At 61.1% G+C, this 26,592-nt stretch carries 26 protein-coding genes; 12 read left to right on the top strand and 14 right to left on the bottom strand.

Translation table 11 applies throughout. From position 1 onward, the window contains the following. The 7 genes from ACVCNR_RS24840 to ACVCNR_RS24810 form a co-directional block, all read left to right on the top strand. The coding region (locus ACVCNR_RS24840; RefSeq protein WP_447076908.1) for a UbiD family decarboxylase at nucleotides 1–1,184 on the top strand (1,184 nt) is incomplete at its 5' end. Beyond that, nucleotides 1,181–1,831, top strand: coding sequence for a UbiX family flavin prenyltransferase (locus ACVCNR_RS24835; RefSeq protein ID WP_354196071.1), 651 nt, complete (start codon nucleotides 1,181–1,183; stop codon nucleotides 1,829–1,831). The genes ACVCNR_RS24840 and ACVCNR_RS24835, both read left to right, overlap by 4 nt. 19 nt (nucleotides 1,832–1,850) lie before the next feature. After that, on the top strand, nucleotides 1,851–2,612 hold the full coding sequence (locus tag ACVCNR_RS24830) for an aspartate/glutamate racemase family protein (RefSeq protein ID WP_447076907.1): 762 nt from the start codon (nucleotides 1,851–1,853) through the stop codon (nucleotides 2,610–2,612). Between the two features lie 10 nt (nucleotides 2,613–2,622). Continuing rightward, nucleotides 2,623–3,729 carry an NAD(P)/FAD-dependent oxidoreductase gene (locus tag ACVCNR_RS24825; protein ID WP_354196067.1) on the top strand — a complete coding sequence of 369 codons (1,107 nt, stop codon included), beginning with the start codon at nucleotides 2,623–2,625 and terminating at the stop codon, nucleotides 3,727–3,729. Then, nucleotides 3,635–4,015 (top strand): (2Fe-2S)-binding protein, encoded by a 381-nt coding sequence (locus tag ACVCNR_RS24820; protein ID WP_447076906.1) that lies wholly within the window; start codon nucleotides 3,635–3,637, stop codon nucleotides 4,013–4,015. The genes ACVCNR_RS24825 and ACVCNR_RS24820 overlap by 95 nt, the downstream gene beginning before the upstream one ends. After that, a complete protein-coding gene (locus ACVCNR_RS24815; protein ID WP_354196063.1) occupies nucleotides 4,012–5,409 on the top strand; it encodes an FAD-dependent oxidoreductase in 1,398 nt (465 codons plus the stop codon). The genes ACVCNR_RS24820 and ACVCNR_RS24815 overlap by 4 nt, the downstream gene beginning before the upstream one ends. Nucleotide 5,410: 1 nt before the next feature. Continuing rightward, nucleotides 5,411–5,956 carry a TIGR02444 family protein gene (locus ACVCNR_RS24810; RefSeq protein ID WP_354196061.1) on the top strand — a complete coding sequence of 182 codons (546 nt, stop codon included), beginning with the start codon at nucleotides 5,411–5,413 and terminating at the stop codon, nucleotides 5,954–5,956. On the opposite strand, the gene ACVCNR_RS24805 is transcribed toward ACVCNR_RS24810, so the two are convergent. The 11 genes from ACVCNR_RS24805 to ACVCNR_RS24755 form a co-directional block, all read right to left on the bottom strand. Further along, a complete protein-coding gene (locus ACVCNR_RS24805) occupies nucleotides 5,928–7,025 on the bottom strand; it encodes a M24 family metallopeptidase (RefSeq protein WP_354196059.1) in 1,098 nt (365 codons plus the stop codon). The two genes, ACVCNR_RS24810 and ACVCNR_RS24805, sit on opposite strands and share 29 nt — an antisense overlap. Before the next feature lie 10 nt (nucleotides 7,026–7,035). Beyond that, nucleotides 7,036–8,445, bottom strand: a complete 1,410-nt coding sequence (locus ACVCNR_RS24800) for a M20 family metallopeptidase (RefSeq protein ID WP_447076905.1) — start codon at nucleotides 8,443–8,445, stop codon at nucleotides 7,036–7,038. Between the two features lie 25 nt (nucleotides 8,446–8,470). Further along, nucleotides 8,471–9,493, bottom strand: a complete 1,023-nt coding sequence (locus ACVCNR_RS24795; protein ID WP_354196055.1) for an ABC transporter ATP-binding protein — start codon at nucleotides 9,491–9,493, stop codon at nucleotides 8,471–8,473. Continuing rightward, on the bottom strand, nucleotides 9,493–10,464 hold the full coding sequence (locus tag ACVCNR_RS24790) for an ABC transporter ATP-binding protein (RefSeq protein WP_354196053.1): 972 nt from the start codon (nucleotides 10,462–10,464) through the stop codon (nucleotides 9,493–9,495). The genes ACVCNR_RS24795 and ACVCNR_RS24790 overlap by 1 nt, the downstream gene beginning before the upstream one ends. Further along, nucleotides 10,461–11,399 carry an ABC transporter permease gene (locus ACVCNR_RS24785; RefSeq protein ID WP_447076904.1) on the bottom strand — a complete coding sequence of 313 codons (939 nt, stop codon included), beginning with the start codon at nucleotides 11,397–11,399 and terminating at the stop codon, nucleotides 10,461–10,463. The genes ACVCNR_RS24790 and ACVCNR_RS24785 overlap by 4 nt, the downstream gene beginning before the upstream one ends. Next, on the bottom strand, nucleotides 11,396–12,370 hold the full coding sequence (locus tag ACVCNR_RS24780; RefSeq protein WP_354196049.1) for an ABC transporter permease: 975 nt from the start codon (nucleotides 12,368–12,370) through the stop codon (nucleotides 11,396–11,398). Before ACVCNR_RS24780 ends, ACVCNR_RS24785 begins: the two co-directional genes overlap by 4 nt. 91 nt (nucleotides 12,371–12,461) lie before the next feature. Beyond that, nucleotides 12,462–14,042, bottom strand: coding sequence for an ABC transporter substrate-binding protein (locus ACVCNR_RS24775; protein ID WP_447076903.1), 1,581 nt, complete (start codon nucleotides 14,040–14,042; stop codon nucleotides 12,462–12,464). A 318-nt stretch (nucleotides 14,043–14,360) separates the two neighbouring features. Beyond that, nucleotides 14,361–15,155 carry an ABC transporter permease gene (locus ACVCNR_RS24770; protein ID WP_354196045.1) on the bottom strand — a complete coding sequence of 265 codons (795 nt, stop codon included), beginning with the start codon at nucleotides 15,153–15,155 and terminating at the stop codon, nucleotides 14,361–14,363. Continuing rightward, the gene (locus tag ACVCNR_RS24765) at nucleotides 15,152–16,015 is read right to left on the bottom strand and encodes an ABC transporter permease (protein ID WP_447076902.1); all 864 of its coding nucleotides are present in this window, start codon (nucleotides 16,013–16,015) and stop codon (nucleotides 15,152–15,154) included. Before ACVCNR_RS24765 ends, ACVCNR_RS24770 begins: the two co-directional genes overlap by 4 nt. Before the next feature lie 3 nt (nucleotides 16,016–16,018). Continuing rightward, entirely contained in the window at nucleotides 16,019–17,110 is a 1,092-nt protein-coding gene (locus ACVCNR_RS24760) for an ABC transporter ATP-binding protein (RefSeq protein ID WP_447076901.1), read from the bottom strand. 76 nt (nucleotides 17,111–17,186) lie between these two features. Beyond that, entirely contained in the window at nucleotides 17,187–18,260 is a 1,074-nt protein-coding gene (locus ACVCNR_RS24755) for an extracellular solute-binding protein (protein ID WP_447076900.1), read from the bottom strand. 685 nt (nucleotides 18,261–18,945) lie between these two features. On the opposite strand from ACVCNR_RS24755, the gene ACVCNR_RS24750 reads away from it, so the two are divergent. Continuing rightward, a complete protein-coding gene (locus ACVCNR_RS24750) occupies nucleotides 18,946–19,248 on the top strand; it encodes a hypothetical protein (protein ID WP_447076899.1) in 303 nt (100 codons plus the stop codon). 76 nt (nucleotides 19,249–19,324) lie between these two features. Here ACVCNR_RS24750 and folB read toward each other — a convergent pair whose 3' ends face one another. From folB to ACVCNR_RS24735, 3 genes are all read right to left on the bottom strand, one after another. Further along, the gene (gene folB, locus ACVCNR_RS24745; RefSeq protein WP_447076919.1) at nucleotides 19,325–19,687 is read right to left on the bottom strand and encodes a dihydroneopterin aldolase; all 363 of its coding nucleotides are present in this window, start codon (nucleotides 19,685–19,687) and stop codon (nucleotides 19,325–19,327) included. Nucleotides 19,688–19,781: 94 nt separating this feature from the next. Then, nucleotides 19,782–20,411 (bottom strand): 5-formyltetrahydrofolate cyclo-ligase, encoded by a 630-nt coding sequence (locus ACVCNR_RS24740; protein ID WP_447076898.1) that lies wholly within the window; start codon nucleotides 20,409–20,411, stop codon nucleotides 19,782–19,784. A 57-nt stretch (nucleotides 20,412–20,468) separates the two neighbouring features. Continuing rightward, a complete protein-coding gene (locus ACVCNR_RS24735; RefSeq protein WP_447076897.1) occupies nucleotides 20,469–22,841 on the bottom strand; it encodes a trimethylamine N-oxide demethylase in 2,373 nt (790 codons plus the stop codon). 220 nt (nucleotides 22,842–23,061) lie between these two features. Here ACVCNR_RS24735 and ACVCNR_RS24730 point away from each other — a divergent pair, with 220 nt between their 5' ends. From ACVCNR_RS24730 to ACVCNR_RS24710, 4 genes are read left to right on the top strand one after another with little or no spacing between them, the layout of a single operon-like run. Further along, nucleotides 23,062–24,429 carry a trimethylamine monooxygenase gene (locus ACVCNR_RS24730; RefSeq protein WP_514373798.1) on the top strand — a complete coding sequence of 456 codons (1,368 nt, stop codon included), beginning with the start codon at nucleotides 23,062–23,064 and terminating at the stop codon, nucleotides 24,427–24,429. Between the two features lie 5 nt (nucleotides 24,430–24,434). Continuing rightward, nucleotides 24,435–25,280, top strand: a complete 846-nt coding sequence (locus ACVCNR_RS24720; RefSeq protein ID WP_447076896.1) for an ABC transporter ATP-binding protein — start codon at nucleotides 24,435–24,437, stop codon at nucleotides 25,278–25,280. Next, entirely contained in the window at nucleotides 25,273–25,977 is a 705-nt protein-coding gene (locus ACVCNR_RS24715) for an ABC transporter ATP-binding protein (RefSeq protein WP_447076918.1), read from the top strand. Before ACVCNR_RS24720 ends, ACVCNR_RS24715 begins: the two co-directional genes overlap by 8 nt. Beyond that, a complete protein-coding gene (locus tag ACVCNR_RS24710) occupies nucleotides 25,949–26,590 on the top strand; it encodes a hypothetical protein (RefSeq protein ID WP_447076894.1) in 642 nt (213 codons plus the stop codon). The genes ACVCNR_RS24715 and ACVCNR_RS24710 overlap by 29 nt, the downstream gene beginning before the upstream one ends. Nucleotides 26,591–26,592: the final 2 nt, after the last annotated feature.

Genomic DNA, 26,592 nt, shown 5'->3' with positions numbered 1-26,592 from the left:
TCAAAGGCACGCGCTTTCCTGTCGTTACCAACGTCTACGGCTCGCGAGATCGTCTGGCAGAGGTAATCGGCATCGATTCCGCCGACTTCTGCCGCCAGTGGAGCAACCTCGCCAATCTAGGCTCCGCAAGCATCGGCGAACCCTTCATCAAGGTGGAGGACTCCGAACTGAAGGAATGCAAGCTGTCGGACTTGCCGCTCATCACCTATTCCGACCGTGATGCCGCACCTTATTTCACCTCGGCCATGTTCATCGCCAAAGATCCCGAGACTGGGGTCGGCAACCTGTCGTATCATCGGTCCATGTATGTGAACGACAACGAGTTGCGCTGTCGCCTAGCACCGCGTCATCACCTCACCATCTACCACGAGAAGGCCGAGAAGATGGGCAAGCCACTGGAGGCGGCAATGCTGATCGGTGCGCCGGCGACATCCTTTCTCACCGCTGCAGCGCCGCTGGCCTATGACGTAGACGAGCTCGAGGTCGCAGCCAGGCTTAAGGGCAGTCCCATTGCCATGCGCAAGTGCAAATATATCGACCTCGAAGTCCCCGCCGATACCGAGATCGTCATCGAGGGTCGTTTCCTGCCCAACGAACGCCGACCCGAGGGGCCATTCGGCGAATTCATGGGCTATTATGTGCCTGAAGGCCCGAATGCAGTGTTCGAGGTTTTAGGGGTGACCGTGCGACGCGATGCCATGTTCCACAGCATCCTGTGCGGTTCGGCCGAGGAGGTTCTGACGCTGGAACTGTCGGTGTCCGCCAACATCTTCCAGCGGTTGAGCGCGGCGCTGCCCGGCATCCTCGACGTCACTTGCCAGCCCTTCGTCAACCATGCCGTGATCAAGATCGACCAGCAATTCGAGGGCCACGCTCGCCAGGTCATGCTGGCCACGATCGGCGCCGAGCCGATCTGGGCCAAGGTGATCACCGTCGTCGACGAGGACGTTGACATCTACAGCATGGACGACGTGATGTGGGCGACGCTGACCCGCTGCCGCCCTGACAAGGATATAATTATCATTCCCGAAACGCCGTCCTTCTATCGTGACGAGGCCAAGGATCACTGGGGCCGCTTGCTCGTGGACGCCACCAAGCCATTCCATCGCAAGGCCGAATTCGAGCGCAAGAAGATCCGCCTTGCTGACAAGGTCGACCTGGCTGACTGGTTCGAAAACGCATGAGCGAACCGGCTGCATTCCGGCAGGAGGGCGGGGCAGAACCGCCGCCCCGCATCATCGTCGGTATCAGCGGCGCATCCGGCGCCGTCTATGGCGTCAGGGCGCTCGACCAACTCAAGGCCGCTGGCATTGAGACCCACCTTATCGTGACGCGGTCGGCGCATCTGACACTTGCCCAGGAACTGGACATGCGGCCGGCGGAGGTCGCCGAACGGGCCAGCGTCTGCCACAATGTACAAGATATCGGAGCTTCGATCTCCAGCGGCTCGTTCCGGACGCTTGGCATGCTGATAGCGCCCTGCTCCATAAGAACGATGTCTGAAATTGCCTCGGGAGTAACCTCCAGCCTCATGAGTCGCGCCGCGGACGTGGTGCTGAAGGAGCGCCGCAAGCTCGTGCTGATGCTGCGTGAGACACCTCTTCATCTCGGCCATCTCAGGACGATGACTTCCCTTGCAGAAATGGGGGCAATTCTTATGCCGCCGGTTCCGGCGTTCTACGCCAAGCCACGCTCGCTCGATGAGATGGTAGACCACAGCGTCGGCCGCGCACTCGATCTGTTCGGCATCGACAGCGGCAAGGTGGAGCGGTGGAAGGGAATGAGCGCCGACCGTGAAGCTAGCCTGAAGCCCGGCGGCGGCGCCTCCTGACGAAGCCGGAACCTTGCAGATGCGAACCCTCATGACTGTCGAGCAATCCACCAACCGCCCTCCCCGCCGGCGGCCGGTGCATGGCGCGACCATCGGCATCATCGTGCTCGACACCGGGTTCGAGCGCCTTCCAGGCGATGTCGCCAACGCCATGACGTGGCGGTTTCCGGTCCATTACCATGTCGTGACTGGAGTGCGCCCGCAGGATGTGATCGAGGGCAATCCCGAAAAGGCCCTACCAGCCTTTTATGACGCAATCGATCGGCTGACAGAGCTAGGCGTGGACGGCATCGCCACCAGTTGCGGGTTCCTGGCCATGGTACATCCACAATTGCGCGCCTATAGCAGCGTGCCGGTCGCCTCCTCCAGCCTGATGCAAATTCCACTTGTACTGCAGACCCTGCCGGTCGACCGGACGGTCGGCGTCATCATTTCCGACCGCAAGTCGATAACAGACCAGCATTTCCTCAATGTCGGTGCGCCTGTGGACCTACCACTCGGTGAGCTTGCTTTCGACGGGCCAATCCGCGCCAACATGCGCAACAACGCCGCTCGGGTCTCCTATGCAGCACAGGAGCGCGACGCGTTCCAAACGGTGGAGCGCATGCTGGCCGAAACGCCGTCTATCGGCGCCCTAGTCAGCGAATGTGCCAACCTGCCACCCTATTCCCGAGCCATCCAGCGGACCTTTGGCGTGCCGGTCTACGATGTTGTCTCACTGGTCGAGTGGTTGCACGCGGGCCTCAGGCCTCGCAACTTCCACTCCGAACCCCTTCCCTGAACGCGGCGCGATGGGGGCGTTCGACCTGATCGTGGTTGGCGGCGGCCTCGTGGGAGCCGCCCTCGCCTGGGGCGCGCAGATCGCCGGTGCTAATGTCGTCCTTCTCGACGAAGGCGACGTCGCCTTCCGGGCGGCCCGCGGTAATTTTGGTCTGGTATGGTTGCAAGGCAAAGGCGTCGGTATCCCGCCCTATATGCACTGGTCACTTCGGGCCGGGCGGATGTGGCCGGACTTCGCCGAGCGGCTGAGTACCGCCGTTTCCTTCGACATCGGCTGGCGGCAGCCTGGAGGGCTACAATTCTGTTTCAGCGAAGCAGAAATCGCCAAACGCCGCGACATCATCGCCCGTACGCAAGCAGACGGCGGCGACATCGACATTTCCATCCTGGACCGGGCCGATTTGCGGGCGCTGTTACCGGACATAGGCGACGAGGTAGTGGGCGCGTCCTTTTCATCGCTCGACGGCCACGTCAGCCCACTCTATTTACTGCGAGCCCTGCAACTGGCGTTCCAGGCCGCTGGCGGCCACTATCGGCCGGGTTTCCGGGTTGAACACATCAATGCGGAAACAGGCGCGTTTCGGGCGTCTAGTCAAATTGGCAGCGTCTTGGGCCGGCGCATCGTTCTGGCCGCTGGGCTGGGCGCCGCCAAGCTCGCGCCGCAGATGGGACTGTCGATGCCGGTGAAGCCCGAGCGGGGGCAGATCGTTGTGACCGAGCGGGTAAAGTCGTTCCTGCCCTATGCTACCAACTGCGTCCGCCAATCGGTCGAAGGCACGGTCCTGCTCGGCAGCAGCCATGAGGAGCGGGGTTTCGACGAAGGAACCGATGTGGCCACTACGGCCGCGCTCTGCAGGACGGCCGCGCGTGTCTTTCCCGCGCTGGCCGATGCCACGGTCGTGCGCAGTTGGGGCTCGTTGCGCGTCATGACACCCGACGGCCTGCCCATCTACGAGGAATCCGCGCGTTATCCAGGCGCCTTTGCCGTGACCTGCCATAGCGGCGTCACCCTGGCCAGCGTCCATGCGCTGGAAATCGGCCCAGCACTGGTACAAGGCCGGTTGCCTTCGCATCTTTCGAGCTTCACAAGCGAGAGGTTCGATGTTCACCAGAGTTGAATGCAGTTCTGCGCTGCCCGCAGGCGACAATGTCCTGATCTTCGAGGGGTCGCAGCTTCCCTTCCGGCCCGGTGACAGCGTTGCCGCAGCACTTCTGGAGGCCGGGGTTTCGCCACTGCGAAAGAACCCAGTCGATGAAAGTCCGCGAGCCCCCTTTTGCATGATGGGGGTGTGCTTCGAGTGTCTGGTCGAGATTGACGGCAAGCAGAATCAACAATCCTGCCTGACCAGGGCCCATCCCGGCATGGTCGTCAGACGCCAGCGTGGTGCGAGGACGCTCGCATGAGTAACCTATGGGACGCCATCGTGATCGGCGCCGGGCCGGCCGGGATGATGGCTGCCACGACGCTGGCCGAAGGCGGTGCACGCACGCTCATCATCGACGAACAACCGGCGCCCGGCGGCCAGGTCTACCGTGCTGTCGAACGCAATAGTCAGAACGCGACACTCACCACAGTACTTGGCCCCGACTATGCGAATGGCGCTGCGCTGGTGGCCCGGCTGCGCGCCAGTGCTGCCGAGCTGCGCTTCAACACGAGTGTGTGGCGCGTCGATACTGACGGCACTGTTTGGACGAAGGCCGACGCCAAGGTCGAACGGTTACGGGCAAAGGCCCTCGTCCTCACCTCCGGAGCGATCGAGCGGCCGGTTCCGATACCCGGCTGGACGCTGCCGGGCATCATGACGATCGGCGCCTTGCAGATCATGCTCAAGGATGCCGGACTTCGCCCTTCCGGTCGTCTCGTGCTGGCCGGCTGTGGTCCACTATTCTACCTGTTCGCTGCCCAGTGCCTCCAAGCCGGGATCTCCGATCTGGTACTTCTCGACACGGCCGTGCGCGCCAATCTTGTCCCTGCACTGCGCTATCTGCCGAAAGCCATCTTCGGCCATGGTCCGCGTTATCTGTGGAAAGGTCTCGGCCTGGTAGCGAAACTGCACCGACACGGAGTGAAAATCCATCGTCAGGTCTCCAACCTTCATATTGAGGGGACCGAGCGTGCAAGCGCAGTTAGTTTCAACGTCGGCACACGCTCCCACCGCATCGACTGTGACCTGGTCGCCTTGCACGAGGGCATAATCCCGAACCAGCAGATCGCCAGATCCATCGGCTGTGCTCACCAATGGGACGAGAGGCAACAGTGTTTCCGGCCGATCCTCGACCCCATGGGAGAAAGTTCCGTTCCCGGTATCTTCATCGCCGGTGATGGCGGCGGCATCGTGGGGGCCGAGGCAAGCGCCCATTGCGGCACACTCTGCGCGCTGGTGATCCTGAAACGTCTCGACAAGATTCACGAAACCGAATTTGCAAGCAGGCAGACGGCCACGCAGCGGGCGTATGCCGCCCATTTGACGGTCAGACCCTTCCTCGACCGACTCTACCGTCCACGCAGGGAAATCCTTTTTCCAGCCGACGAGGTAGTCGTATGCCGTTGCGAGGCGATTCGTGCCGGCAGCATCCGGGAGGTCGTCCGCCAAGGTTGTCTCGGACCGAACCAGACCAAGGCTTTCCTGCGCGCGGGCATGGGCCCTTGCCAGGGCCGCATGTGCGGCCCTACGGTCAGCGCCATCATCGCCTGCGAAACCCGCCAGACCCTTGATGCGACCGGATATTACCGCATCCGTGCGCCGCTGAAGCCCGTTACAGTCGGCGAACTGGCCAGCCAATATGGAGAGGATTGATTTGAGCGAACGGCCTTTCCCCGCAGATGCCGCATGGGCGTTCCTGCTCGATTTCTATCGGCGCAACGGTATTTCCGAAGCCTGTCTCCTCCTGCAGGACGAGGCAGGACTGGACGTGGTGGAGATGCTGATGCTCATCTATGCCGACATAGCCTTGGGCAAACCGCTTACGGACAAAGAGATTGCGACGCTTCGGGCCGGAATGTCAGGTTGGCGTCAAGATGCGGTGCTACCCCTGCGCAGCATCAGGCGCGCGCTAAAGCCAGCACGGCAGGACATCGCGGAGAGCGCGAAGGAACAGCTTCGTGCCGACATCAAAAAGGCGGAACTGATGGCGGAACGCCTGCAGGTCGATTTCGCCGCTTACTGGCTGGAGGAGAACGCGACCGGCGCCGGGCCGACCTCAAACGAAACCCTGACGGGCCTTGTTCCAGCCGATAGTCGCAATGGCGCGGTGGAAAGGGCATTGGCGTACATCATCGCTGTAGCCGAAGTCGTCCGGGCTGGCCGAGACGGCCCTACCCCACAACCAGCGGCTCCCGCGTGAACGTCGACAGTTCCTCGCGATCGTTTTCGGTAACGGCCAGGACATCCTCGATGCGGACCCCGATCTCGCCTGGCTTGTAGAGCCCCGGTTCCACCGTCACCACATTGCCTTGCGCCAGCGGGGTATGGTTGCCACGCATAAGATGAGGCAACTCATGCACATCGAGGCCAAGTCCATGCCCGGTCTTGTGCACGATAAAGTCGCGGAAGGGGCTGGCCTCCAGAAAGGACTGAACGACATCATCCACTTCGTGGGCGCTGACACCCGGCCGTACAAGCCCACGGCCGATCTCATTGGCGCGCAGAACCGTATCGTAGAGCCGGTGCTGCTCATCCGACATCGCCCCGACGAAGGCGGTGCGGGTGACATCCGAACAATAGCCCTCGCAGGTCGCGGCGAAATCGATCAGCAGGGCGTCGCCCTTGCGGATACGATAGTCCATCCGCGATCGGCCATGCGGCCGGGCCGAGTTGTCGCCAGCCAGAACCAGCAGCTCGCCGGTAATCCCTATGCCGGAACAAGACGTTATATGACCTTGCAAGATAGCCTTTACATCCATCTCGCTCATGCCAACCCGGACCTCTTCCAGAGTGCTTCGTATTGCCTCCTCGGAGGCACACACCGCCCGACGGATCATATCGATTTCGCTGGCATCCTTGCATGACCTGAGTTCCCATAACTGAGTGTGGATCGGCACGATTTCTGCGTCCGGCACCATGCTTTGAAGTGCGTTCAGTTCGGCCACCCGCATGCGGAAGCTTTCGACGCCTATGCGGCGCGCATTCACCTGCCCTCTCTGCGCGGCAAAGATGCCGGCATATCCATCTTCATCGCGCCAGTAGGACGTATCGCCATCGAGCTTGACTTTCTGCCAGGTTGCCCGCTCGATCGCGGGGATGACAGCCTTGCTGCCCCCTTGCCGATCGATAACGACAACGGTTGGTCGCTCCAGGAAAGGCATATCCGGCCCGAGAAAGTACCGGAACGCATTGCCTGGAACCAGGGCCACAGCATCGAGACCCTGATCCGTCATCATTGCTCGCAACCCATCCAGGCGAGCCTGCAACATATTCGCCACCTCAGCACGCTTCAGCATAGGATGGGGGCTGAACTTCCGGCGGAATCGGACAGCTATAGGGTCGGTTGCTCTTCATCAACTTCAGGTTTTCCTTGGCCTTCTCAATAATGACCGGGTTCTGGATCAAATCGATGGCGGTCGCTGCCAGCACCTTTGCCGCATGGATCATGCCCTTGTGAGCTGCAGGGGTTTTTCCCTGGGCGACGAGCTGCCAGGTATGAAATTCGGTGCCAATGGCATAGCAGGCGCCGAAATACTGGGTGGTGGGCGCCACCCAGGTTACGTCACCCATGTCGGACGAACCGCCGAGCAATTGCGGTGCCTCACGTACGACGTCATCGCTCAGAACCTTGGAGGACTGGCTCGGGAAACCGAAGTTCAACGCATTGAAGCTGACATCTTCCTCGCTGAAGGTCTTGCGGATTTCCGCCGCAAATTCACGGTCCACATCATCGAAGGGTGGGGGCCCTAGTTGTAGCAGATTGTCATACATGACATCGTCCAACACCTTGTTGTAAATGTTGTTCGAACAACCGCGGCTGGTGGAAACCTCAAGCGTCGTTTCTGTCATCCAGGCCGCACCTTCGGCTACCTTCTTGACCCGCTGGAACAGTTCCTTCGTCTCGTGGATATCGGGTGCGCGCACATAGTAGAGAACCTCGGCCCGAGCCTGCACGACATTGGGCGAGGTGCCGCCGCTGTCGGTAACGGCATAGTGGATACGGGCCTGATCGGGCATATGCTCGCGTAAATAGTTCACTCCGACATTGAACAACTCGACGGCGTCGAGTGCGCTGCGTCCCATATGCGGGGCCGCTGCCGCATGGGCAGCCTTGCCAGTAAAGCGAAAGGCCGCCTGGATGACCGCCAGCGACGGGAATGCCTTAACCGTCGAGAAACTGGAAGGATGCCAGTTGAGCGCCACATCAAGGTCATCAAACACGCCAGCGCGCGTCATGAAGGTTTTACCGGAACCGCCTTCCTCAGCTGGACAGCCATAATACCTGACCGTTGCTTCTACACCGTGAGCCTTGAGAACATCGCGCAGCGCTACGGCGGCCAGCATGGCACCAGCGCCGTGCAGATTGTGTCCACAGCCGTGGCCGTTGGCACCCGGAGTCGACGTTTGTTGAACTGCCACGCCCGCGTCCTGGCTCAGTCCCGAAAGCGCATCGAATTCACCAAGGAAGCCGATAATAGGCCCGCCCTTGCCAGCCTCAGCCACGAAAGCGGTAGACATGCCGGCAAGCCCCTTGGTGACCAGGAAGCCCTCGCGCCCGAGCAACGCCATCTGCATTGCCGAAGACTTGAACTCCTTGAAGCAAAGCTCCGGCGTATCCCAGATGGAGTCCGCCAGCTTGATATAGGCAGGCGCCTTGTCCTCGACTGCCTTCAACACATCCTTCTTCAATGGAATCTCCATCTTGCATGCAATTTCAGTGAGACATCTGGTTGAGATGGCACGCCGACCGGTGACCGGGAGCAATCTCGACTATTGCCGGTGCTTCCACGGCACAACGCGCGGTGGCGTGGATGCAACGGGGATGAAAAGGACAACCCTTGGGCGGATCGAGCGGGCTCGGCATCTCCCCCTTGATCGCGGTGAACTGGCTTTTGCCTTCGCCAAGGCGCGGCACTTCAGCCAGCAGCGCACGCGTATAGGGATGATTGGGATGCCGATAAATTTGCTCGGCGGGTGCCTCTTCGACGACCTGGCCAAGATACATGACCACCACCCTGTCCGAGAGATAACGGATTACATGCAGATCGTGGCTAACAAAAAGATAAGTCAGATTGAGCCGGTCACGCAGCTCGATAAACAGGTTGAGTATCTGAGCCTGTACTGACACGTCGAGAGCGGAAACCACTTCGTCGCAGATCAGCATGTGCGGCTTGACAGCCAGGGCGCGCGCAATAGCCACGCGCTGGCGCTGGCCGCCGCTGAGTTGATGGGGGAAGCGGTTCTTATAGCCGCTGTCTAGACCTACACGAGCCAACTGGCTTTCGACATAGTCTTCATAGCTTGTCCTGCCGCTACCGTCATCGAGCAGGCCATGGAACCGGGCAGCTTCTCCGACTGCCTGTCCAATCTTGGCCCGCGGGTTGAGACTCGCATAAGGATTCTGGAAGATCATCTGGGTCTTGAGCTTGGCTTGACGCCGCTCCGACCTGGTCATTGTGGAGACGTCCTTTCCATCTTGCAGTACTGCGCCGCAAGTAGGGCGGATGAGGCCGGCCGCGAGGCGGCCGAGCGTCGATTTTCCGCATCCCGATTCCCCGACAAGTCCGACAATCTCACCGCTCCAGATCTGCAAGCTGCTCTCTTGCACCGCATGAAGGGGACGGTTGGGAGCCAGCAGCCCAAGCTTTCGCGCGGCCCGCGATACAATATCGTCACCTTTCGCGAAGGATTTGGCGACCTTCCTCAGTTCCAGGATCGGCGTCTGTGTCATAGCCATCACCTCGCATCGACCAGAGGGTTGAAACAGGCGAGCGCGCGGCCTGTCCCCGCCGATTGCGGTGGAACTGCGCTGGCACATTGTGGCAGGCGGTGCGGGCAGCGGGGCTCGAACGCACAGCCTTGCGGTAGCCGCGTGAGGTTGGGCGCACTGCCGGGAATGGGTGTCAACATCTCTCCCTGCGCCGTGCCGGATGGGATCGATCCGATAAGCCCCCTCGTGTAGGGATGCTGCGGGTTGCGCAAAACGTCGATGGTCCTGCCCTGTTCCACGATCTTACCCGCATACATAACCGCCACATCGTCGGCGAGACCGGATACGACAGACAGGTCATGCGTGATCCACAGGAAGGCGGTCCCTCTGTCCTGCGCCAGCTTCTGGACTTCCGACAGAATCTGGGCCTGGACGGTCACGTCGAGCGCTGTTGTCGGCTCATCGGCAATAATCAGGCCGGGTTCATGCAGCAAAGCGATCGCAATGGACACACGCTGCCGCATGCCCCCCGACATCTGGTGCGGGTAGGCTTTCAGCCGCTCGGCCGGTGCGGGAATCCCCACCAGCTCCAGCGCGTGCACGCAGCGATCCCGTGCCTGCATCTTGCCGATTGTCTCATGTGCAGCGATGGTTTCCATCATCTGGGTGCCAATGGTGAGCACGGGGTTGAGGGTCATCATCGGATCCTGGAAGACCATGGCAATGCGATTGCCGCGCAGGCGCCGCATTTCTGCGTCGTCCAGATCCAATATATTGGTTCCGTTGAACTCCACGCTGCCGCCAGCGACACGGCCCGGCGGATCGATCATTCTCATGACCGAATATCCAACCGTGGATTTCCCGGAACCCGACTCTCCCACCAGCCCGAGTATGCGGCCGGGTGCGATATTGAACGAGACGCCATCCACCGGTTTGAGAACATGGGAACGCAGATAGATATGCGTTCGCAAATCCGTGACCTGCAACGTGGGCTTCATGACACGCCCTTCGGATTAAGGATGTCGCGCAATCGGTCCCCTACCAGATTGATACTGACGATCAGAAGCAGCAACGCCACACCGGGGAAGAAAATGATCCAGTACTGGCCGGAGAACATGTACTGGTAGCCGTTGGCGATAAGCAGGCCAAGCGATGGCTCGGTTACCGGCACACCGACGCCCAGGAAGGACAATGTCGCTTCCAGAGAAATTGCCCTCGCCACCTGAATGGTGGTGATGACCATCAGAGGTGGCAGGCAATTAGGCAACAGATGGAAGAACAGGATGCGCCAGCCGGGGATTGCCAGGCAGGAAGCGGCCTCGATATATTCCTTGCGCCGTTCCGCCACCGCCGCACCGCGCGCGGTACGCGCATAATAAGCCCATTCGACGATGACGAGGGCCAAAACGACGTTCCAGACGCTCTTGCCAAGAAAAGCCAGGATCATCAGCGCCACGAGCACCGACGGGAAGGAAAGCTGCAGGTCGACCACGCGCATGATCACCGTGTCCGTGCGCCGGCCCAAGAAGGCCGCGACGAGGCCAAGTGTCGCGCCGATGATCGCCGCGATTAACGCGGTTCCCACCCCAACCCCGAGGGAGATACGCAGGCCGTGCAGGATACCGGAGAAGATGTCGCGGCCCTGGTCATCGGTTCCCAGCCAGTATGTAAGGCCTGACATGCCAACCGAACTGGGAGGCAGACGCCCGTCCATAATGTCCAGTTGGCCAAGATCGTAGGAATCCTGCGGTGTTATCCACGGAGCGCAGAGTGCCGCGAACACAAGCAAGAGCAGCAAGACCAGTGCTCCCATCGCCACCTTCGAACCTACGAAGACGCGAGCAGCCAGTACCAATGGCCGGGAATCGTCGGTTATTTGCGCTTCCTCATTCCTCATCGGGGAAGCAGTGTCCTGGACGGCACCGGCATTCATTCAGCAGCTCCCAGATCGGCTCTCGGATCGATCACGGTGTAAAAGATGTCGACCAAGAAGTTGATGAGGACAAAGATCAAGACGCTGATCATCAGATAGGCGACGATGACCGGGCGGTCGAGAACGCCGATGCTGTCGATCATCAGCTTGCCCATTCCCGGCCAGGCGAATACCGTCTCGGTCACCACCGACAGGGCTATGGTGATACCGAATTCCATGCCAATGACCGTCACGATCGGGATCAGGATGCTCTTCAGCACATGAACGAAGACGATGCGGCGGGTCGTCAGGCCTTTTGCCCGTGCGAACCTGATATATTCGGCCTGCATGGTCTCGGCGACGCCGGCCCGTGTCAGGCGCATGATGAGCGCGATGTTGTAGAGTGCCAAATTAAGCGCCGGCAACATCAGATGGCGAAGGCCGTCGGCTGTCAGGAACGACCATTGAATGCCGAAGAGGGGCGCCGTCTGACCGCGGCCGGTGCTCGGCAACCATTGCAGCTCCACCGCGAACACCGCGATTAGGAACAGGCCAATCAGGAACGACGGCAGGCTGAAGCCGAGAATGCTGCCGCCCATGAGTATCTTGGCCAGCGCGGTGTCGGGACGCAGGCCCGCATAGAGGCCGAGTGGAAGGCCGATAACGATCGAAAGCAGCGTGGCGGTGACGGCTAGTTCCAGCGTCGCCGGCATGCGGCTGAGTATGAGACCGATGGCCGGCTCGTTGAAGACGAAGCTGCGGCCGAACTCGCCTTGTATGGCGCCGCCGAGGAAACGCAGATATTGCTGCCAAACGGGCAGGTCGAGCCCGAGTGCGGCTATAGCCTTGGCGCGATCGGCCTGGTCGGCATCAGGCGAAATCATGATGTCGACCGGATTGCCCATGAAGCTGATCGCCATGAAGACGATCAGGGTCATCGCAAAGACGACCAGCAGGGCCTGCATCAATCGCCGTAACACCCATATGGCCATTAGAAGTCTGGTCCGTCCGGAAAAGTTGCTGATGGGATGCCGGTTAATACGGCATCCCAGTGAGGCGGCGGCCCGAGGGCTGACCGCCGGGTCACTTCTTGCGATGCACTTCCATGGCGCGCGTGGACTCATCGCGGCGCGCCTCCAGCGCGAGGTCAGGCTTCGAGGCCCAGAAGCTCTTCTGGATGTGCAGCGGCACCACCGCCACATCGTCCATCACCAGCCTGGTTGCCTCGCGCAGCAGCGCCTCGCGGGCCGCATCATCCGTGGTGCCCATCGCCTTTTCAACGACAACATCCATCTCAGGATTGGAGTAGCCGCCATAGTTGGATGCACCCAGTCCCTTGTCGGGATTGGTGGTTGCGAACACGGAGCGCAGCGGATTGGAGGCCTCGCCCGTCGAGGTGCCGACGCTGAGGAGGCCGATGGAGAAATCGCCGCGCGTCATGCGGCCGATGTAGGCCGACCAAGGCTCCGGCTCGACTTTGGTGGTGACGCCGATCCGTTCCCACATCTGGCCGATGGCCTGGATGATGCGGCTGTCGTTCACATAGCGGTCATTGGGGCCGTGCAGGGTAATGCGCAGACCGTCCGGATAGCCCGCCTCCGCAAGCAGGCGTTTGGCGCCCTCGGCATCGAAGGCGGGAGACGAAATCCCGGGATCGTAGCCAAAGGCACCTTCGGGTAGGAACTGGCCGGTAGGGGCGGCGGCACCCTGCATCAATCTCTCGACGATGGCATCGCGGTTGATGGCCATGCTGAGGGCCTGCCGAACCTTGAGATTCCGGAGCACATTTTCGGAAAATTTCTCGCCGTTCGGACCGCTGACAAAAGTGGCTCCCTCGGCTTGATGGTGATCGATCCACAGGAAGATGGCGCGCATGCTCAGCGCATCCCATATCTTGACGCGTGCCTCGTTGCGCAGGCGCTCAAGATCGGTGGTGGGCACCGCATCAATGATGTCCACGTCCCCGGCGAGAAGCGCCGCGAGACGCGAGGCATCATTGGAGATGACGCGCAATGTCACCTCGTCCCATTCGGGCTTGCCGCCCCAATAATCGTCGTTGCGCTCAAGCTTAACACGGTCGCCCCGCTGGAAGGAGACAAAACGGTACGGGCCGGTACCGATGGCTCCCTTGCCGGAGTTGAAGTCCTCCGTCCCGAGCCCTTCGTGGGTCTCCCGGTCAAGCATGAAAACCATAGAAAGATCGATGGGCAGCAGCGGGTAGACGCCGTCGGTGGTGAAGCGGACTGTGTAGTCGTCCACCACTTCCACGCTTTTAATACGCTTGGTGTACACCGCGTAGGAGCCCGGGCTGTTGGCGACGTTTGGCACCCGGTCGATGGTGAAGGCGACGTCATCGGCAGTGAAGGCATTACCGTTGTGGAATTTCACCCCTTCCCGCAGCTTGAACTCCCAGGTCTGGTCGTCGATCAGCCGCCAGGATATGGCCAGCGACGGCTTGAGGTGAACGTTCTGATCCATGGCCGTCAGGCCGTCGAACATGTGGGCCGCAAGATCCTTGTTTGGATTGAGCAGGTGATAGTGCGGATCGATACTCGTCGCGGCCGCCCGCACTCCTATCGTGAGCTTGTCGGCGGCGTGGGCCGCACCGATCCCCAACATTGCAACCGTACCGGCCAACGCCAGCATGCGCGCCACTGCTTTCATTTGCTCCTCCAGTTGGGCTATTATTGATAGGTATTTGCCCATAAAATAATATCATAATAACTGGTATATTTTGATATCCTTCCTGTCAACAGCCCATGAACCCGGGACAAGGCACGAAATCCGGCCGCCAGAAGCATGATCTTGTTGATTTATCTGGATAATAAAAAGGCGCCGACTGCAGCCGGCGATTTTAATAATGATATTATATGCGGATAGCCGATCCGATAGGTCTGCGGCACAAACCGTGCTTGCCGATGGCGGACAAAGGCCGACCTCTTTTCAGAAGCAGCCAGGCGCCCATTCGTTACAGAGCACGCTTCAGTGGTTCACGACCTGGCGAAGACCGGACATCCTGTCAATGACGATGATGGCCAGGGCCGAGATCAGGATCAGCGAGCTCGCCAGGGCGGCGCCGACCGCATCGTACTGGTATTTTATATAGGAGAAGAGCTCGACCGGCAGCGGCGTCCAGCCGGGCGGCGCCAGGAAGACCGAGATCGGAAAATCGTTCCACGACAGCACGAAACAGAGTACCAGGCTGGAAAGCAGACCCGTCCTGATCACCGGTAGCGTGATGGAGAACAGCGTGCGCACCGGACCCGCCCCGACATTGCGCGCCGCCTCCTCCAGCGACATGTCGAAGTTCTGCATGCTCGCCATAAGAATGCGCACCGCAAAGGGCAGGACATGCAGGGTGTGGCCGATCACCAGCGCCGGAATGCCGGCACCGAAGCCGAGACGGGCAAAGAACACGTAGAGCGCCAGGCTGAAGATCGTCGTCGGGATCAGCAGCGGCGACATGATCAGAAGATTGATCAGAGTCTTGCCCCGGAAATCGTAGCGGATCATCGCCAACACGGCGAGAAACGCAATTGCGTTGGCAACGATGGTCGCTGTCAGCCCCAGCCACAGGCTGACCCCCATCGCTCGCACGAAGGTATCAGAAGCCCAGGCGGCACGAAACCACTCCAGCGTGAAGCCTGTCGGGGGCAGGACGAATTCCCGCGGGTTGATCGACACCAGCAAGGTGATGGCAACTGGGAAGAACAGGAACGCCATGGAGATATAGGTGAACAGGCGCAGCGCCCAGCCGCCGACATCGGTGCGCATCATCTCGTGGCCTCCAGCCTGTTCAGGATCAACCTGCCGAAAACGAAGCCCATGCCCGTCAGGATCAGAGCATTGGCGGCCACCATGATGACCGACAGACTCGAGGCGAACGGCAAATCGTTGTTGAGCAGCGCCTCCCGGTAAATGACCAGGCCGATCATCTGCGTATCGTTGGCGCCCACCATGAGCGGCACGGCGAAGGCCGCGAAATTTAGCGAGAACACGATGATCAGCCCCGCGTGAAGCCCCGGCATCGTCAGCGGGAAGGTAATCTTCCAGAACGCCGTCCAAGGGCTGGCGCCCACATTGCGAGCCGCCTCGACCAGCGAGGGGTTGATGCGCTCGATGGAGTCGAGCAGCGACAGCACAATATAGGGCATGCCAATATAGACCAACAGGATAACAACGCCCTTCAAGTCCCACATATAGCGCACGGGTTCGTCATAGACGCGCAACGCAATCATGAGCGAATTGAGCAAACCCCCGCCCCGGAAGATTACGATCCAGCCATAGACGAGTGTTACCAGGCCAATCAGGAGGGGCGACAGCACCATGGTCATCAGGATGCTCTTCTGGGCGCCTGACGTGCGGGCGATGTAGAGCGCCACGGGATAGGCAAGTGCCACCGAGATCACCGTGGACAGGACCGCGATGCGAATGGAAAACCACAGCGTGTTGACCAGGTACCAGGGGCTTCCAAGGAAACGGGTGTAGTTTTCCAGGGTTAAGGCCGAAACCATATAGGCTCCGTCCACCGTCGTATTGAAACTGACCCGGGCCACCCACAACAGCGGCAGGATCACAAATGCCAGCAAAAGCATGAAGGAGGGAGCCAGAAGGACGGCGGCGGCCTTAGACCTCATGGCTCAGGCACCCTTGCGGTCGATCAGGCGAAAATGGCCCGGATCGATGCGCACCCATACCGGGGAAGAGATAGCGAGCGGACGATCGACATTGTGGACCTCGGCTTGCAAGCGCTTGCCCTCGACCTCGACCGTGTAGCGGATGGTTGGCCCGAAATATTCGATGAAACTGACGGTGGCCGCAAAGACATTGGCACCCTCGGGCCTGTCTCGGGAGACATGCACGCGCTCCGGCCGCAACAGGATGCGCATCGGCGCGCCTTGCGCCGGCGGCATCTCGCTATCGACAACGAGTTGAAGAGGGGAGTTCCCCACCTGCACCACAGCCTGGCCGCCCTGCGTACGCAAGACCTCGCCGTCAAGGAAGTTCGTGGTGCCGACGAAATCGGCGACGAATTCGGACTGGGGATCCTCGTAGATCTCGAAGGGGCGGGCAATGCGCGCGACCTCGCCGCCATTCATCACGACCACACGATCCGACATGGACAGTGCTTCTTCCTGGTCGTGCGTTACATAGAGCGTGGTCATGTTGAGCCGGCTCTGCAACTGCTTCAGCTCACGCCGCATGGCAATGCGCAAGGCACGGTCGAGATTGCTGAGGGGCTCGTCCATTAGCAGGAGCTGGGGCTCCAGCGCCAGCGCGCGCGCCAAAGCCACCCGCTGCTGCTGTCCGCCGGAAAGCTGGCGCGGCAGCCTGTCCTCATAGCCCGACAGCCCTGTTACAGACAGCGCCTCCTCGACCTTGTTGCGGATGAAATCCTTGCCGCGCTTGCGAAGCTTCAATCCAAAGGCGACATTCTCGGCCACGGTCATATGCGGCCACAGCGCATAGTTCTGGAATACGAAACCCACCTCACGCTTCTCCGGCGGCAGATGGGTCACGTCACGACCATTGACACGGATCGTGCCACCGCTGGGCATAATGAAGCCCGCGATCATGCGAAGGGTGGTCGTCTTGCCGCATCCGCTCGGGCCAAGCAGGGAGACGAACTCCCCTTGCCCGACTTCGAAGGAAACATCGTTTACAGCCGTGATGCGTCCGTACTGCTTGAAGATGCGGTGCACCTGTATGGCGTGTTCGGTGGCGTGGTTCATAATTCCTGCGCTCGCTCAGCCAACTAATACAAGCGCCGGCGGCTGCGTGATCCGGCCGCCGGCGTCTTTCGACATCCTACTTGCTGGTCATGCGGTTCAACTGGTTCTGCCATTCCGCCTTATGGGCCGTGATCTTCTCCTGATCCGGCAGGTAGAGCCGCTTGAACTCCTCATTCTGCACCAGCAAGTCCCGATAGGCGAAATCATCCGGTATAGGCGCGTTCTGGACCGTCGGGGCATAGAGATTGTTGACCGCGAAGGCGATCTGGACCTCGGGCCTCAGAATATAGTCGACGAATGCCTGCGCCATCGCCGGGTCCGTTGCGGCCTTGGTAATATTGACCGTGCTGATCAGCGGGAAAGTGCCCTCGGCAGGGCGCACGAACTTGACGTTCGAGGTGCCTTTTTCCAGCAACTCCTTCATCCGCCCCGTCGCGAGCATGCCGAGCCAAGCATCCTCGGTCTGGAACAGCGATACCATCTGGCTTTCAACATCGAGCGAACCGATCAGATTGCCGCTTTTGACCAGTTCGGCCATGCGGTCCAGTCCGGGTTGGATATTGTCGATGCCGCCGCCGTTCTTGTCAGCCTGGAGGACCGTCAGGCTGAGGGTCGGTATATGCTCGAAGCCGTAGATGACGACATGATTCTTATAGTCAGGCTTCCACAACTCATCCCAGCTTGTCGGCGCCTCCTTCACCTTGTCGGTGTTGTAGGCCAGCACATAGTCGCCGACATTGGCAAAGATCGTGTAGGGCGAGAAGACCGCATTGTCATAGAGATTGGCCATATTGGGAATCTTGGCCTTGTCGAGCTCCATCCAGAGCCCTTCCTTCTCGCCGGCGATCGAATTGAGAAGCGTGTTCGTCGCCACATCGACCTGGCCAAGGCGCGATTTCACCAGATGGTCGGGGCTGGCGCCAACCACCCATTCTATAGTGCAGTTGTGTTCCTCCTCGAATTTCGCGGCAACCGCCTGATAGGTCTTCTGATAGCTGCCGCCCCAAGTCGTGACCCGAAGCTTGCAATCGGCCAAGGCGGACGAAGTCAGTGCACCCAACGCAATGGTCGTAAACAACGCATACCGTATCTTTTTCATAACACTTCCCCTTGGATGGTTGATAAGGGCCACTGGCCCCAGGTTGGTCACACCCTCTTCTGGCGGAGGGCCTGAGCTACAGCGAACGCGATGACTTGACCTCCACAAAAGGGCATCACCTCGTGGTCATGCATCACCGCTTTCCAGCACCTCCCTCACCCCGAACTGTGGGGAAAAGTTTGTTAGCAATATTATTACTGCATAATAATTATATCATTATCTGTTGTGTCAAGGCAGATTTTGCAGGGCGTCGGCAATTTCCGTGCGGGTTCACGTCTCGCCTACAGTTCTGCTTCGCCGTCCGTGCAGTCGGCTACCCGAAACGTTGCAGCGGAATGAAAGGCATGGCTGGCCTCGGTCCCAATCCCCCGGCCGATGGATCGATGGCCTTTTCGACAATCCGCATCGCAGCTGCCGTCATCTTGTGGCTGCCACCATTTCCAGGTCACATTATGGGTTGCAAATGTTTTGCCTTACGGCCGTTCCACGCCCGACAGCAATTTGAGCAGGCAATCGCCCGAATCCATGAGAGCCGGGAAACGGCAGGCGACAAGGTCAGGCCTGGTAAAGTAAACCGCTTCGAGGGGCAGATAGGCCGTCAATCGGGTGGTTGTAGCCCGCCAACCGGCTTGCGCGAACGCTGTCACCGATCTCGCCAAGACTCCAAGATGTCCATGACAGGAAGCGTGAACGCACCCTTGCCCTCCACCCTCTTAAGGAAAGCGACATCACTATCATGAGTACGATGCTCTCCCACAAGATGCTGGTAAAGCATGTGAAGGTCTGCGGGGAGCCGCCCGCACCGGCGCACGCCGACATCGCCTGGGCTTCGTTCCTGCATATCCGACATATGGCACTGGAGGAACCCTTCATCCTCCCGTGCCGATGTGAAGGCCCAGGCTTCACACATTCGAAGCGCTTCCGGCTGCCGAATTCTCGTGTAGATGCTCAACACGGCACGAAAGCTCCCACCCCAAACAACGTTGGGTATTTGGACGAGATGATCCTAGCCTTCTCTGGCAAGAAGCACTGGCTTTGATCTCTCACCGTGGATGGCCGGCCAAGCCGAATCCCGGCTGTTTATACGTCGCGGAAGCAGACTCTTTGCGCCCCGACTACAGGCTTGCGACAGGGCCTTGAGGCCAGACGATCGTTACCTCGACATGGTCGAGCACACCGCGTACGGGCGCGTTGGGTTTTCGCACCGTGATCCGGGCACGCGTGATCTGTGGAAACACGGAACAAAGGGTCCGGCTGATGTCGAGAGCCAGGGTTTCTATCAGGAAGCGCCGGCGGCCAGTGACGATCTTTTCGATTTCGGCGAAGGCGAGCCCGTAATCCACAGTGGCCTCGATCGAATCTTCCTCGATCCCCGCCGCGGGGCGCACATCCAGCTCGGCGTCCACATAAAACCGCTGGCCAAGCCGTTCTTCCTCGTCCAGCACGCCGTGCCGGGCAAAGAATGCGCAGTTCTTCATGGAGATTTTGTACGTCGCACCCGTGGTATCGCGGCGGGAAACCCGGCCGCCGCGAGCCGAGGTACCCGCAACTACAGGGTCCATAACCAGTTCGTCAGTGCTCATGGGAGCCTCGTTCATCTGTCACGATTGCGTCCATGGCGATGTCCTGCGCATGCGGATGGATCGTCGCAAGCCTGGCGCCCGCATAACCTACCCCGACCTTGAAAGGCCGCTTGGTCATTGCTGCGAGCGTCCGGTCGTAGAAGCCACCACCATAGCCGAGCCGATAGTTTGCCGCATCGAACCCCACGACCGGGGCCACCACGACGTCCGGCTCGACCACACGACCGCTGGAAGGGACGAGAATATTCCAGACACCGCGTTCCAGCGGCTCGCCTGGTGCCCAAAGCCGGAATTCCAGAGGCTGCGCCTTGGCGATGACGACCGGCAATGCGATCTGCCCGCCCGCCTCGATGATCTTGATCGACCATTCGCGCAGGTCCGGTTCACCACGGAACGGCCAGTACAAAGAGACAATGCGCCCCTGTGGAGAGCCGATCAGTCGATCAAGACCGGCCGCGATTACTCTTGTCTTGCTGGCGCGCTCGTCTGCGCTCATGGCAAGGCGAAGATCGATCAGGCGCTTGCGCTCGCCCACGCGCCACCGCGAAACATCCTGCGAAAGTTTCGACGGGGGCCCGTCAGGCCGGCCTGGTATCGGATTGGTGCCCTTTCCAGCCATTGCCTCTCCTTGCGCATGCTCCCTGAACAGTGCCGGTTGATCGACAGGCCCGGAAAATCAGGACCTTGGCCTTTCCTTTTTGGGGTCGTAATGGGCGAAGGGGACGATTTTTGCGGGCAGGCGTTTCTGGTGGCCGTCGAGCTTGCCGATCTCGACCTCGGTGCCGATGGCGGCATGTGTTGCGTCGACCCTGGCCAGGGCGATGTTCTTCTTCAGCAGCGGCGAGCGCATCGAGGAGGTGACTTCGCCGATCTGGGCGCGGCCGATATGGATGCAGTCGCCATGGCCGACCGCGACATTGCTGTCGATATCGAGCCCGACCAGCTTGCGCACGGGATGCTCCTTGCGCCGGATCAGCGCCTCGCGGCCGATGAAGTCGTCGGTCTTGGACTTGAGCGGCACGGTAAAGCCGATGCCGGCCTCGAACGGATCGGTCTGGTCGGAGAACTCGTAGCCGGCGAAGATCAGCCCCGCCTCGATGCGCAGCATGTCGAGCGCCAGGAGCCCCATCGGCTTCAAGCCCAGCGGCTGGCCAGCTTCCCATACCGCATCGAACACCGTGCCGGCATCGCGCGGATGGCACCAAACCTCATAGCCGAGCTCGCCGGTATAGCCGGTGCGCGACACCACCACAGGCACGCCGTTCTCGCCGCCGATGCGCCCGATGGTGAAGCGGAACCATTCCACCTCCTCAAGCCGCGGCTGGTGCGGCGGCGTCCAGATCACCTCCTTGAGGATGGCGCGGCTGTTGGGGCCCTGCACGGCGATGTTGTGCATCTGGTCGGTGGAGGCGCGCACCAGCACCTTCAGCCCGAGTTTGTCGGTCGTCTCGCGCAGCCACACGCCCGAATAGTCGTCGCCGCCGATCCAGCGGAAATTGTCCTGTCCCAGCCTCAGCAGCGTACCGTCGTCGATCATGCCGCCATGTTCGTAGCACATGGCGCTGTAGACCACCTGGCCCACGCCCAGCTTCTTGACGTCGCGGGTCAGCGTGTATTGCAGCAGCGCCTCGGAATCCGGGCCGGTGACCTCGAACTTGCGCAGCGCCGACAGGTCCATCACCACCGCCTTCTGGCGGCAGGCCCAATACTCCTCGATCGGCCCTTCCTTGGCGAAGGAATTGGCCAGCCAGTAGCCCTTGTATTCGACGAAGTTGCGCGTGTGCTGGGCAAAGCGCGAATGGAAGGCGGTTTCTGTGGTCATTTTCGGCTCGGAATCCGGAGTTACGCGGCGGGCGATGGCGCGCGAGAACCTGTTCTTGTCGGAATAGGTGCGCACATGGATGTCGGTCAGGTTCCAGCCATTGGCCGGCGTGGTGTCGTCGGGGCAGGCCGAGGACACGCACACGATGTCGGTAAGCGCGCGCAACAGGACATAGTCGCCCGGCCGCGACCACGGCTCGTCCGAATACATCACCCCATGCGCGTCGATGCCGGTGTTGAAGAAGAAGTTCACCGCCATCCAGCCCGCCCGCGGGCGCACGCCCTTGTCGGCCAGCGCCCGGTTGAAGTTCTCCGAGCAGTTGGCATGGCCCGGATAGCCGATGTCGTCATAGTATTTGGCGTAGCAGGCCAGCGCGAAGGCGTCGTGACGCCCGCAGGTGTCCTGCACCACCTCGACCAGCGGCTCGAAGTCCTGGTCGTAATATTTGGCGTGCAGGCCGGGCATCGGATAGGCATGGCCCATCAGCGAGCGGGTGGCGGTGACATCGAGGGGGTTGTCGAGGCCCTTGTCGAGCTTGCGGGCCGAAAAACACTGGAAGTCGGTGCACTGGCGCCCGTCGACATCGATGATCTGGATGAATTCGCCCGCACGCACGAAAAACGACTGTGCGGTGGCCGACCTGACCCTCAGGTCGAGCACCGGATCGGCCAGCGGCTCCGGCAGCTCCGCGCCCCTGGCCCGTGTCTGCACGCGCGCCCTGCGCACCAGAACCAGGATCGGCGTGACCGTGTCGTGGCCGTCGACGGCCATCGGCCCGCCCGGCGCGGCGACCACCAGGCTGCCGTCGCGGGTGACAGTGAACGTCTCCTCGGTCCCCGCCGGCGTCAAGCCGTCGAACAGCCGCACCGCCTCGGCCTTGGCAAGGTCGATGCGGCGCCGGGTCAGCCCGGCGCGGAAAGCGGCCAGGCTGCTGTTGTCGCCGGCAAGCAGCGCCTGCAGGCCGGCGGCGTTGGAATTGGACCTGACGCCGAGGATCGCGGCATCGGTGCGGCCCGAGGCGTCAGCCGCCACCAGCTCGCAGGCCTGCCCGCCCTCAAGATCGCGCACCGTGACCGTATCCCCGGCCTCGACCGACACAAACACCGCGCCTGCGCCCGCAACCTCATAGCGCTCCATCCCTGCAGGCAGCGCGAGCGAGCCGGGAAGCAAAATCCCGCTCGCACGAGGTGGGCCAAGCACCACATCGGGATAAGCTGTATCCTGCAACTCTGCCTCCCGGTAAACTTTCTTGCTTGTCAACTTTATTAAACCAGAAGAATAATCTACCCGGTATTGCATGGCAAGTCCCCGGGGTTCCTGCAGGCTACCTTTTCCGGTTTTGGAAAGGACTTAATACCATGCAGTGCATTGACAGCGAGGCGAAACCAAATACCATACTGATGGTGAAATAATTTTCGTCCAAGAAAAGAACACGGGGAGGACGTAAATGAACAGGAGGGTAGCCGTCATCGGTGCTGGCCCATCGGGTCTTGCGCAATTACGGGCATTCCAGTCTGCGGCGAGCAAAGGCGCCGACATCCCGGAGATCGTCTGCTTCGAAAAGCAGGCCAACTGGGGCGGGCTTTGGAACTACACGTGGCGCACGGGCCTCGACCAGTATGGCGAGCCGGTCCATGGCTCGATGTACCGGTACCTGTGGTCGAACGGCCCCAAGGAGGGGCTGGAGTTCGCCGACTACTCCTTCGAGGAGCATTTCGGCAAGCAGATCGCCTCCTATCCGCCGCGCGCGGTCCTGTTCGACTACATCGAGGGCCGCGTGAACAAGGCAGGCGTGCGCGACTGGATCCGCTTCGAGAACGTCGTGCGCCTGGTGACCTGGGACGAGAACACCAGGAAGTTCACCGTCACCGTCCAGGACCTGCCCAACGACCATTGCTATTCCGAAGAATTCGACAATGTGATCGTCGCCTCGGGCCACTTCTCGACCCCGAACGTTCCCGAATTCCCGGGCTTCGACCAGTTCAACGGCCGCATCCTGCACGCCCATGACTTCCGCGACGCGCGCGAGTTCATCGGCAAGGACGTGCTGCTCATCGGCACCAGCTACTCGGCCGAGGACATCGGCTCGCAATGCTGGAAATACGGCGCGAACTCCATCACCAACTGCTACCGCACCAAACCCATGGGCTACCACTGGCCCGACAACTGGGAAGAAAAGCCGCTGCTGGAGAAGGTCCACGTCAACACCGCCACCTTCAAGGACGGCTCGACCAAGCAGATCGACGCCATCATCCTGTGCACCGGCTACAAGCACCATTTCCCCTTCCTGCCCGACGACCTGCGCCTGAGGACGGCCAACCGCCTGGCGACGGCCGATCTCTACAAGGGCGTCGCCTATGTCCACAATCCGGCGCTGTTCTACATCGGCATGCAGGACCAGTGGTTCACCTTCAACATGTTCGACGCCCAGGCCTGGTGGGCGCGCGACGTGATCCTGGGCCGCATCGCCCTGCCCGCAGGCAAGCAGGAGATGGTCGCCGATGTCGAGGCCCGCGTCGCCGCCGAGGATGCCGGCAAGGACGACTACGACGCGATCCGCTATCAGGGCGACTACGTCAAGGAGCTGATCGCCGAGACCGACTATCCCAGCTTCGACGTCGACGGCGCCAACGAAGCCTTCTTCGAGTGGAAGAAGCACAAGAAGAAAAGCATCATGGAGTTCCGCAACAACTCCTATCGCTCGGTCATCACCGGCACCATGGCCCCGCCCCACCACACGCCGTGGAAGGAGGCCCTCGACGATTCGCTGCAAGCCTATCTCGGAACACAGGCCGCACCAGCCGCAGCAGAATAAAAAAAGTGCACGCCGGAGAACGGGAAACCCGCACCGGCGCGCATTTCAAGACAGTAGCCAATGGGAGGCGTCCACTGTCCGACAAACCTATTCTCGAACTGCGCAACGTCACAAGGAAGTTCGGTGGGCTCATCGCCGTCAACGACCTGTCCTTTTCCGTCAGGCGCAACAGCATCCATGGATTGATCGGCCCCAACGGGGCCGGCAAGACCACGACCTTCAGCCTGATCAGCGGCTACTACAAGCCGACCAGCGGCAGCGTCTTCTATGAGGGTCAGGATGTTTCCGGCCTCAAGACCAGCAGGCTGGCGCAGCGCGGTCTCATCAGGACATTCCAGGGCACAACCCTGTTCCAGGAATTCAGTGTCATCGACAATGTCCGGGTCGGCTGCCACCGCAGCGCCGGCGCAGGCTTCATCTCGCGCATAACGGGCGGCGATGCGCCGACCGAACGCGAGGCCGATCGCAAGGCGCGCGATGCACTGGAACTGTTCGATCTCGGCGCGATGGCGAAAGAGCCGGCTTCCAGCCTGCCCCATGGCCACCAGCGCGCGCTGGGCATGGCCGTGGCACTTGCGGCAGACCCGACGCTGATCCTCCTGGACGAGCCTTTCACGGGCATGAATCCGGAGGAAACGCGGCGGATGATGGACCATGTTCGCCGGATACGTGACGAGCGCGATATCACCATCATGCTGGTCGAGCACGACATGCAGGCGGTGATGGGGCTGTGCGAGCGCATCACCGTCATGAACTTCGGCCAGTTCCTGACCGAGGGCGTGCCGCAGGAGGTCGCGAACGATCCGCGCGTCATCGAAGCCTATCTGGGGCGTAACGAAGATGCTGCTTGAAGTCCGCAACCTCCACGTCCACTATCAGAAGGTCGCCGCCCTGAAAGGCGTCAGCCTGCAGGTTCCGTCCGGAGGCATCGTCACCATCATCGGGGCGAACGGCGCCGGCAAGAGCACCACCTTGCGCGCCATTTCCGGCCTTGCCAAGCCTTCGAACGGCGAGATCCATTTCGAGGGCCAGCGCATCGACAATCTGCCCGCCGAGAAGATCGTGGCGCGGGGTATCGCCCATGTCCCGGAGGGACGGCGGATATTCCCCGACCTGACCGTCGAGGAGAACCTGCGCATCGGCGCGTTCCTGCGCAAGGACAAGGCGAAGATCGAGAGCGACATTGAGGATATCTTCCAGCGTTTCCCGCGCCTCAGGGAGCGCAGGACGCAATGGGCCCGCACCTTGTCTGGCGGCGAGCAGCAGATGGTCGCGATCGGACGGGCGCTGATGTCCGGGCCGAAGCTCCTCCTGCTCGACGAGCCGTCCATGGGCCTGTCGCCGGTTATGGTGCAGGAAATGGCCCGCATCGTTTCCAACATCGCCGAAACGGGCGTGCCCGTAGTCCTGGTGGAGCAGAACGCCGGTCTGGCTCTGAGGCTTGCCTCCTACGCCTATGTGCTCGAGATCGGGACGATTGCCGTGGAAGGCAGGTCGGCCGACCTCAAGGCCAACGACCATGTGCGGAGGGCTTACCTCGGTGCATGAGAACTGGACCCTCGCCGAGCTTGTCGCCGCCGGCTGGAACGAATCCGATCTGCAATGGGAACGGCTGACGGAGGCCGCACTCTCCGAACTGGCCGAGGGGCGGACGGAACCGGCCCGCCAGCGGTTCGCTGAAGCGCTTCGCTTGGCGCGGGCTGAGTTTGCGACGAACGATCCGAGGCTCGCCGCAAGCCTGAGCAATCAGGCGGCGACCCAAGGCACCTTAAGTGGACGGATCGAGGCTGCGGCTGCGCAGGCCTGGACGGCCTGCGACCGCTGGATCGACGGCATGACGGCCCCGCGCACGGCACGCTCCTCCCTGTTCCACCTGCGCATGGAGCGGCTCCACAGGCCGGCTTACGAGGAACGATGGCGAGTCAAGGCTCGCGAACTGCTCGCCGAGGTACGCAACGGGCTCGGCGAAACCGGGCAACTCGAACTGATCGACCCGCAGGAAGCAGTCGCGCGCCTGGCGCGGTGGAGCCAGGAGCGCCCGGTGACCCTGAGCGACCCGAGAAAATTGATGGCATCGGTGATCCTGCTCGGGTTCCGGCGCAAGGGATCGGCGGGCGAGATCGCCATGGAAACGCATTTCGAGGCGGACAGCCTCCAATAAAA

It is taken from the genome of Aquamicrobium terrae (assembly GCF_052978165.1).
This window is presented reverse-complemented; position numbering and strand designations above follow the sequence as displayed.

Coding starts and splice junctions, on each gene's coding strand:
- folB (WP_447076919.1), bottom strand. CDS start 19,687: ATGAAGAACTGCGCATTCTTTGCCCGGCACGGCGTGCTGGACGAGGAA.
- ACVCNR_RS24765 (WP_447076902.1), bottom strand. CDS start 16,015: ATGAGGTCTAAGGCCGCCGCCGTCCTTCTGGCTCCCTCCTTCATGCTT.
- ACVCNR_RS24795 (WP_354196055.1), bottom strand. CDS start 9,493: ATGGCTATGACACAGACGCCGATCCTGGAACTGAGGAAGGTCGCCAAA.
- ACVCNR_RS24790 (WP_354196053.1), bottom strand. CDS start 10,464: ATGAAGCCCACGTTGCAGGTCACGGATTTGCGAACGCATATCTATCTG.
- ACVCNR_RS24805 (WP_354196059.1), bottom strand. CDS start 7,025: ATGTTGCAGGCTCGCCTGGATGGGTTGCGAGCAATGATGACGGATCAG.
- ACVCNR_RS24710 (WP_447076894.1), top strand. CDS start 25,949: ATGTGCGGAGGGCTTACCTCGGTGCATGAGAACTGGACCCTCGCCGAG.
- ACVCNR_RS24740 (WP_447076898.1), bottom strand. CDS start 20,411: ATGGCTGGAAAGGGCACCAATCCGATACCAGGCCGGCCTGACGGGCCC.
- ACVCNR_RS24785 (WP_447076904.1), bottom strand. CDS start 11,399: ATGAATGCCGGTGCCGTCCAGGACACTGCTTCCCCGATGAGGAATGAG.
- ACVCNR_RS24825 (WP_354196067.1), top strand. CDS start 2,623: ATGGGGGCGTTCGACCTGATCGTGGTTGGCGGCGGCCTCGTGGGAGCC.
- ACVCNR_RS24750 (WP_447076899.1), top strand. CDS start 18,946: ATGAGTACGATGCTCTCCCACAAGATGCTGGTAAAGCATGTGAAGGTC.
- ACVCNR_RS24835 (WP_354196071.1), top strand. CDS start 1,181: ATGAGCGAACCGGCTGCATTCCGGCAGGAGGGCGGGGCAGAACCGCCG.
- ACVCNR_RS24820 (WP_447076906.1), top strand. CDS start 3,635: ATGCGCTGGAAATCGGCCCAGCACTGGTACAAGGCCGGTTGCCTTCGC.
- ACVCNR_RS24730 (WP_514373798.1), top strand. CDS start 23,062: ATGAACAGGAGGGTAGCCGTCATCGGTGCTGGCCCATCGGGTCTTGCG.
- ACVCNR_RS24775 (WP_447076903.1), bottom strand. CDS start 14,042: ATGAAAGCAGTGGCGCGCATGCTGGCGTTGGCCGGTACGGTTGCAATG.
- ACVCNR_RS24780 (WP_354196049.1), bottom strand. CDS start 12,370: ATGGCCATATGGGTGTTACGGCGATTGATGCAGGCCCTGCTGGTCGTC.
- ACVCNR_RS24830 (WP_447076907.1), top strand. CDS start 1,851: ATGCGAACCCTCATGACTGTCGAGCAATCCACCAACCGCCCTCCCCGC.
- ACVCNR_RS24770 (WP_354196045.1), bottom strand. CDS start 15,155: ATGATGCGCACCGATGTCGGCGGCTGGGCGCTGCGCCTGTTCACCTAT.
- ACVCNR_RS24815 (WP_354196063.1), top strand. CDS start 4,012: ATGAGTAACCTATGGGACGCCATCGTGATCGGCGCCGGGCCGGCCGGG.
- ACVCNR_RS24760 (WP_447076901.1), bottom strand. CDS start 17,110: ATGAACCACGCCACCGAACACGCCATACAGGTGCACCGCATCTTCAAG.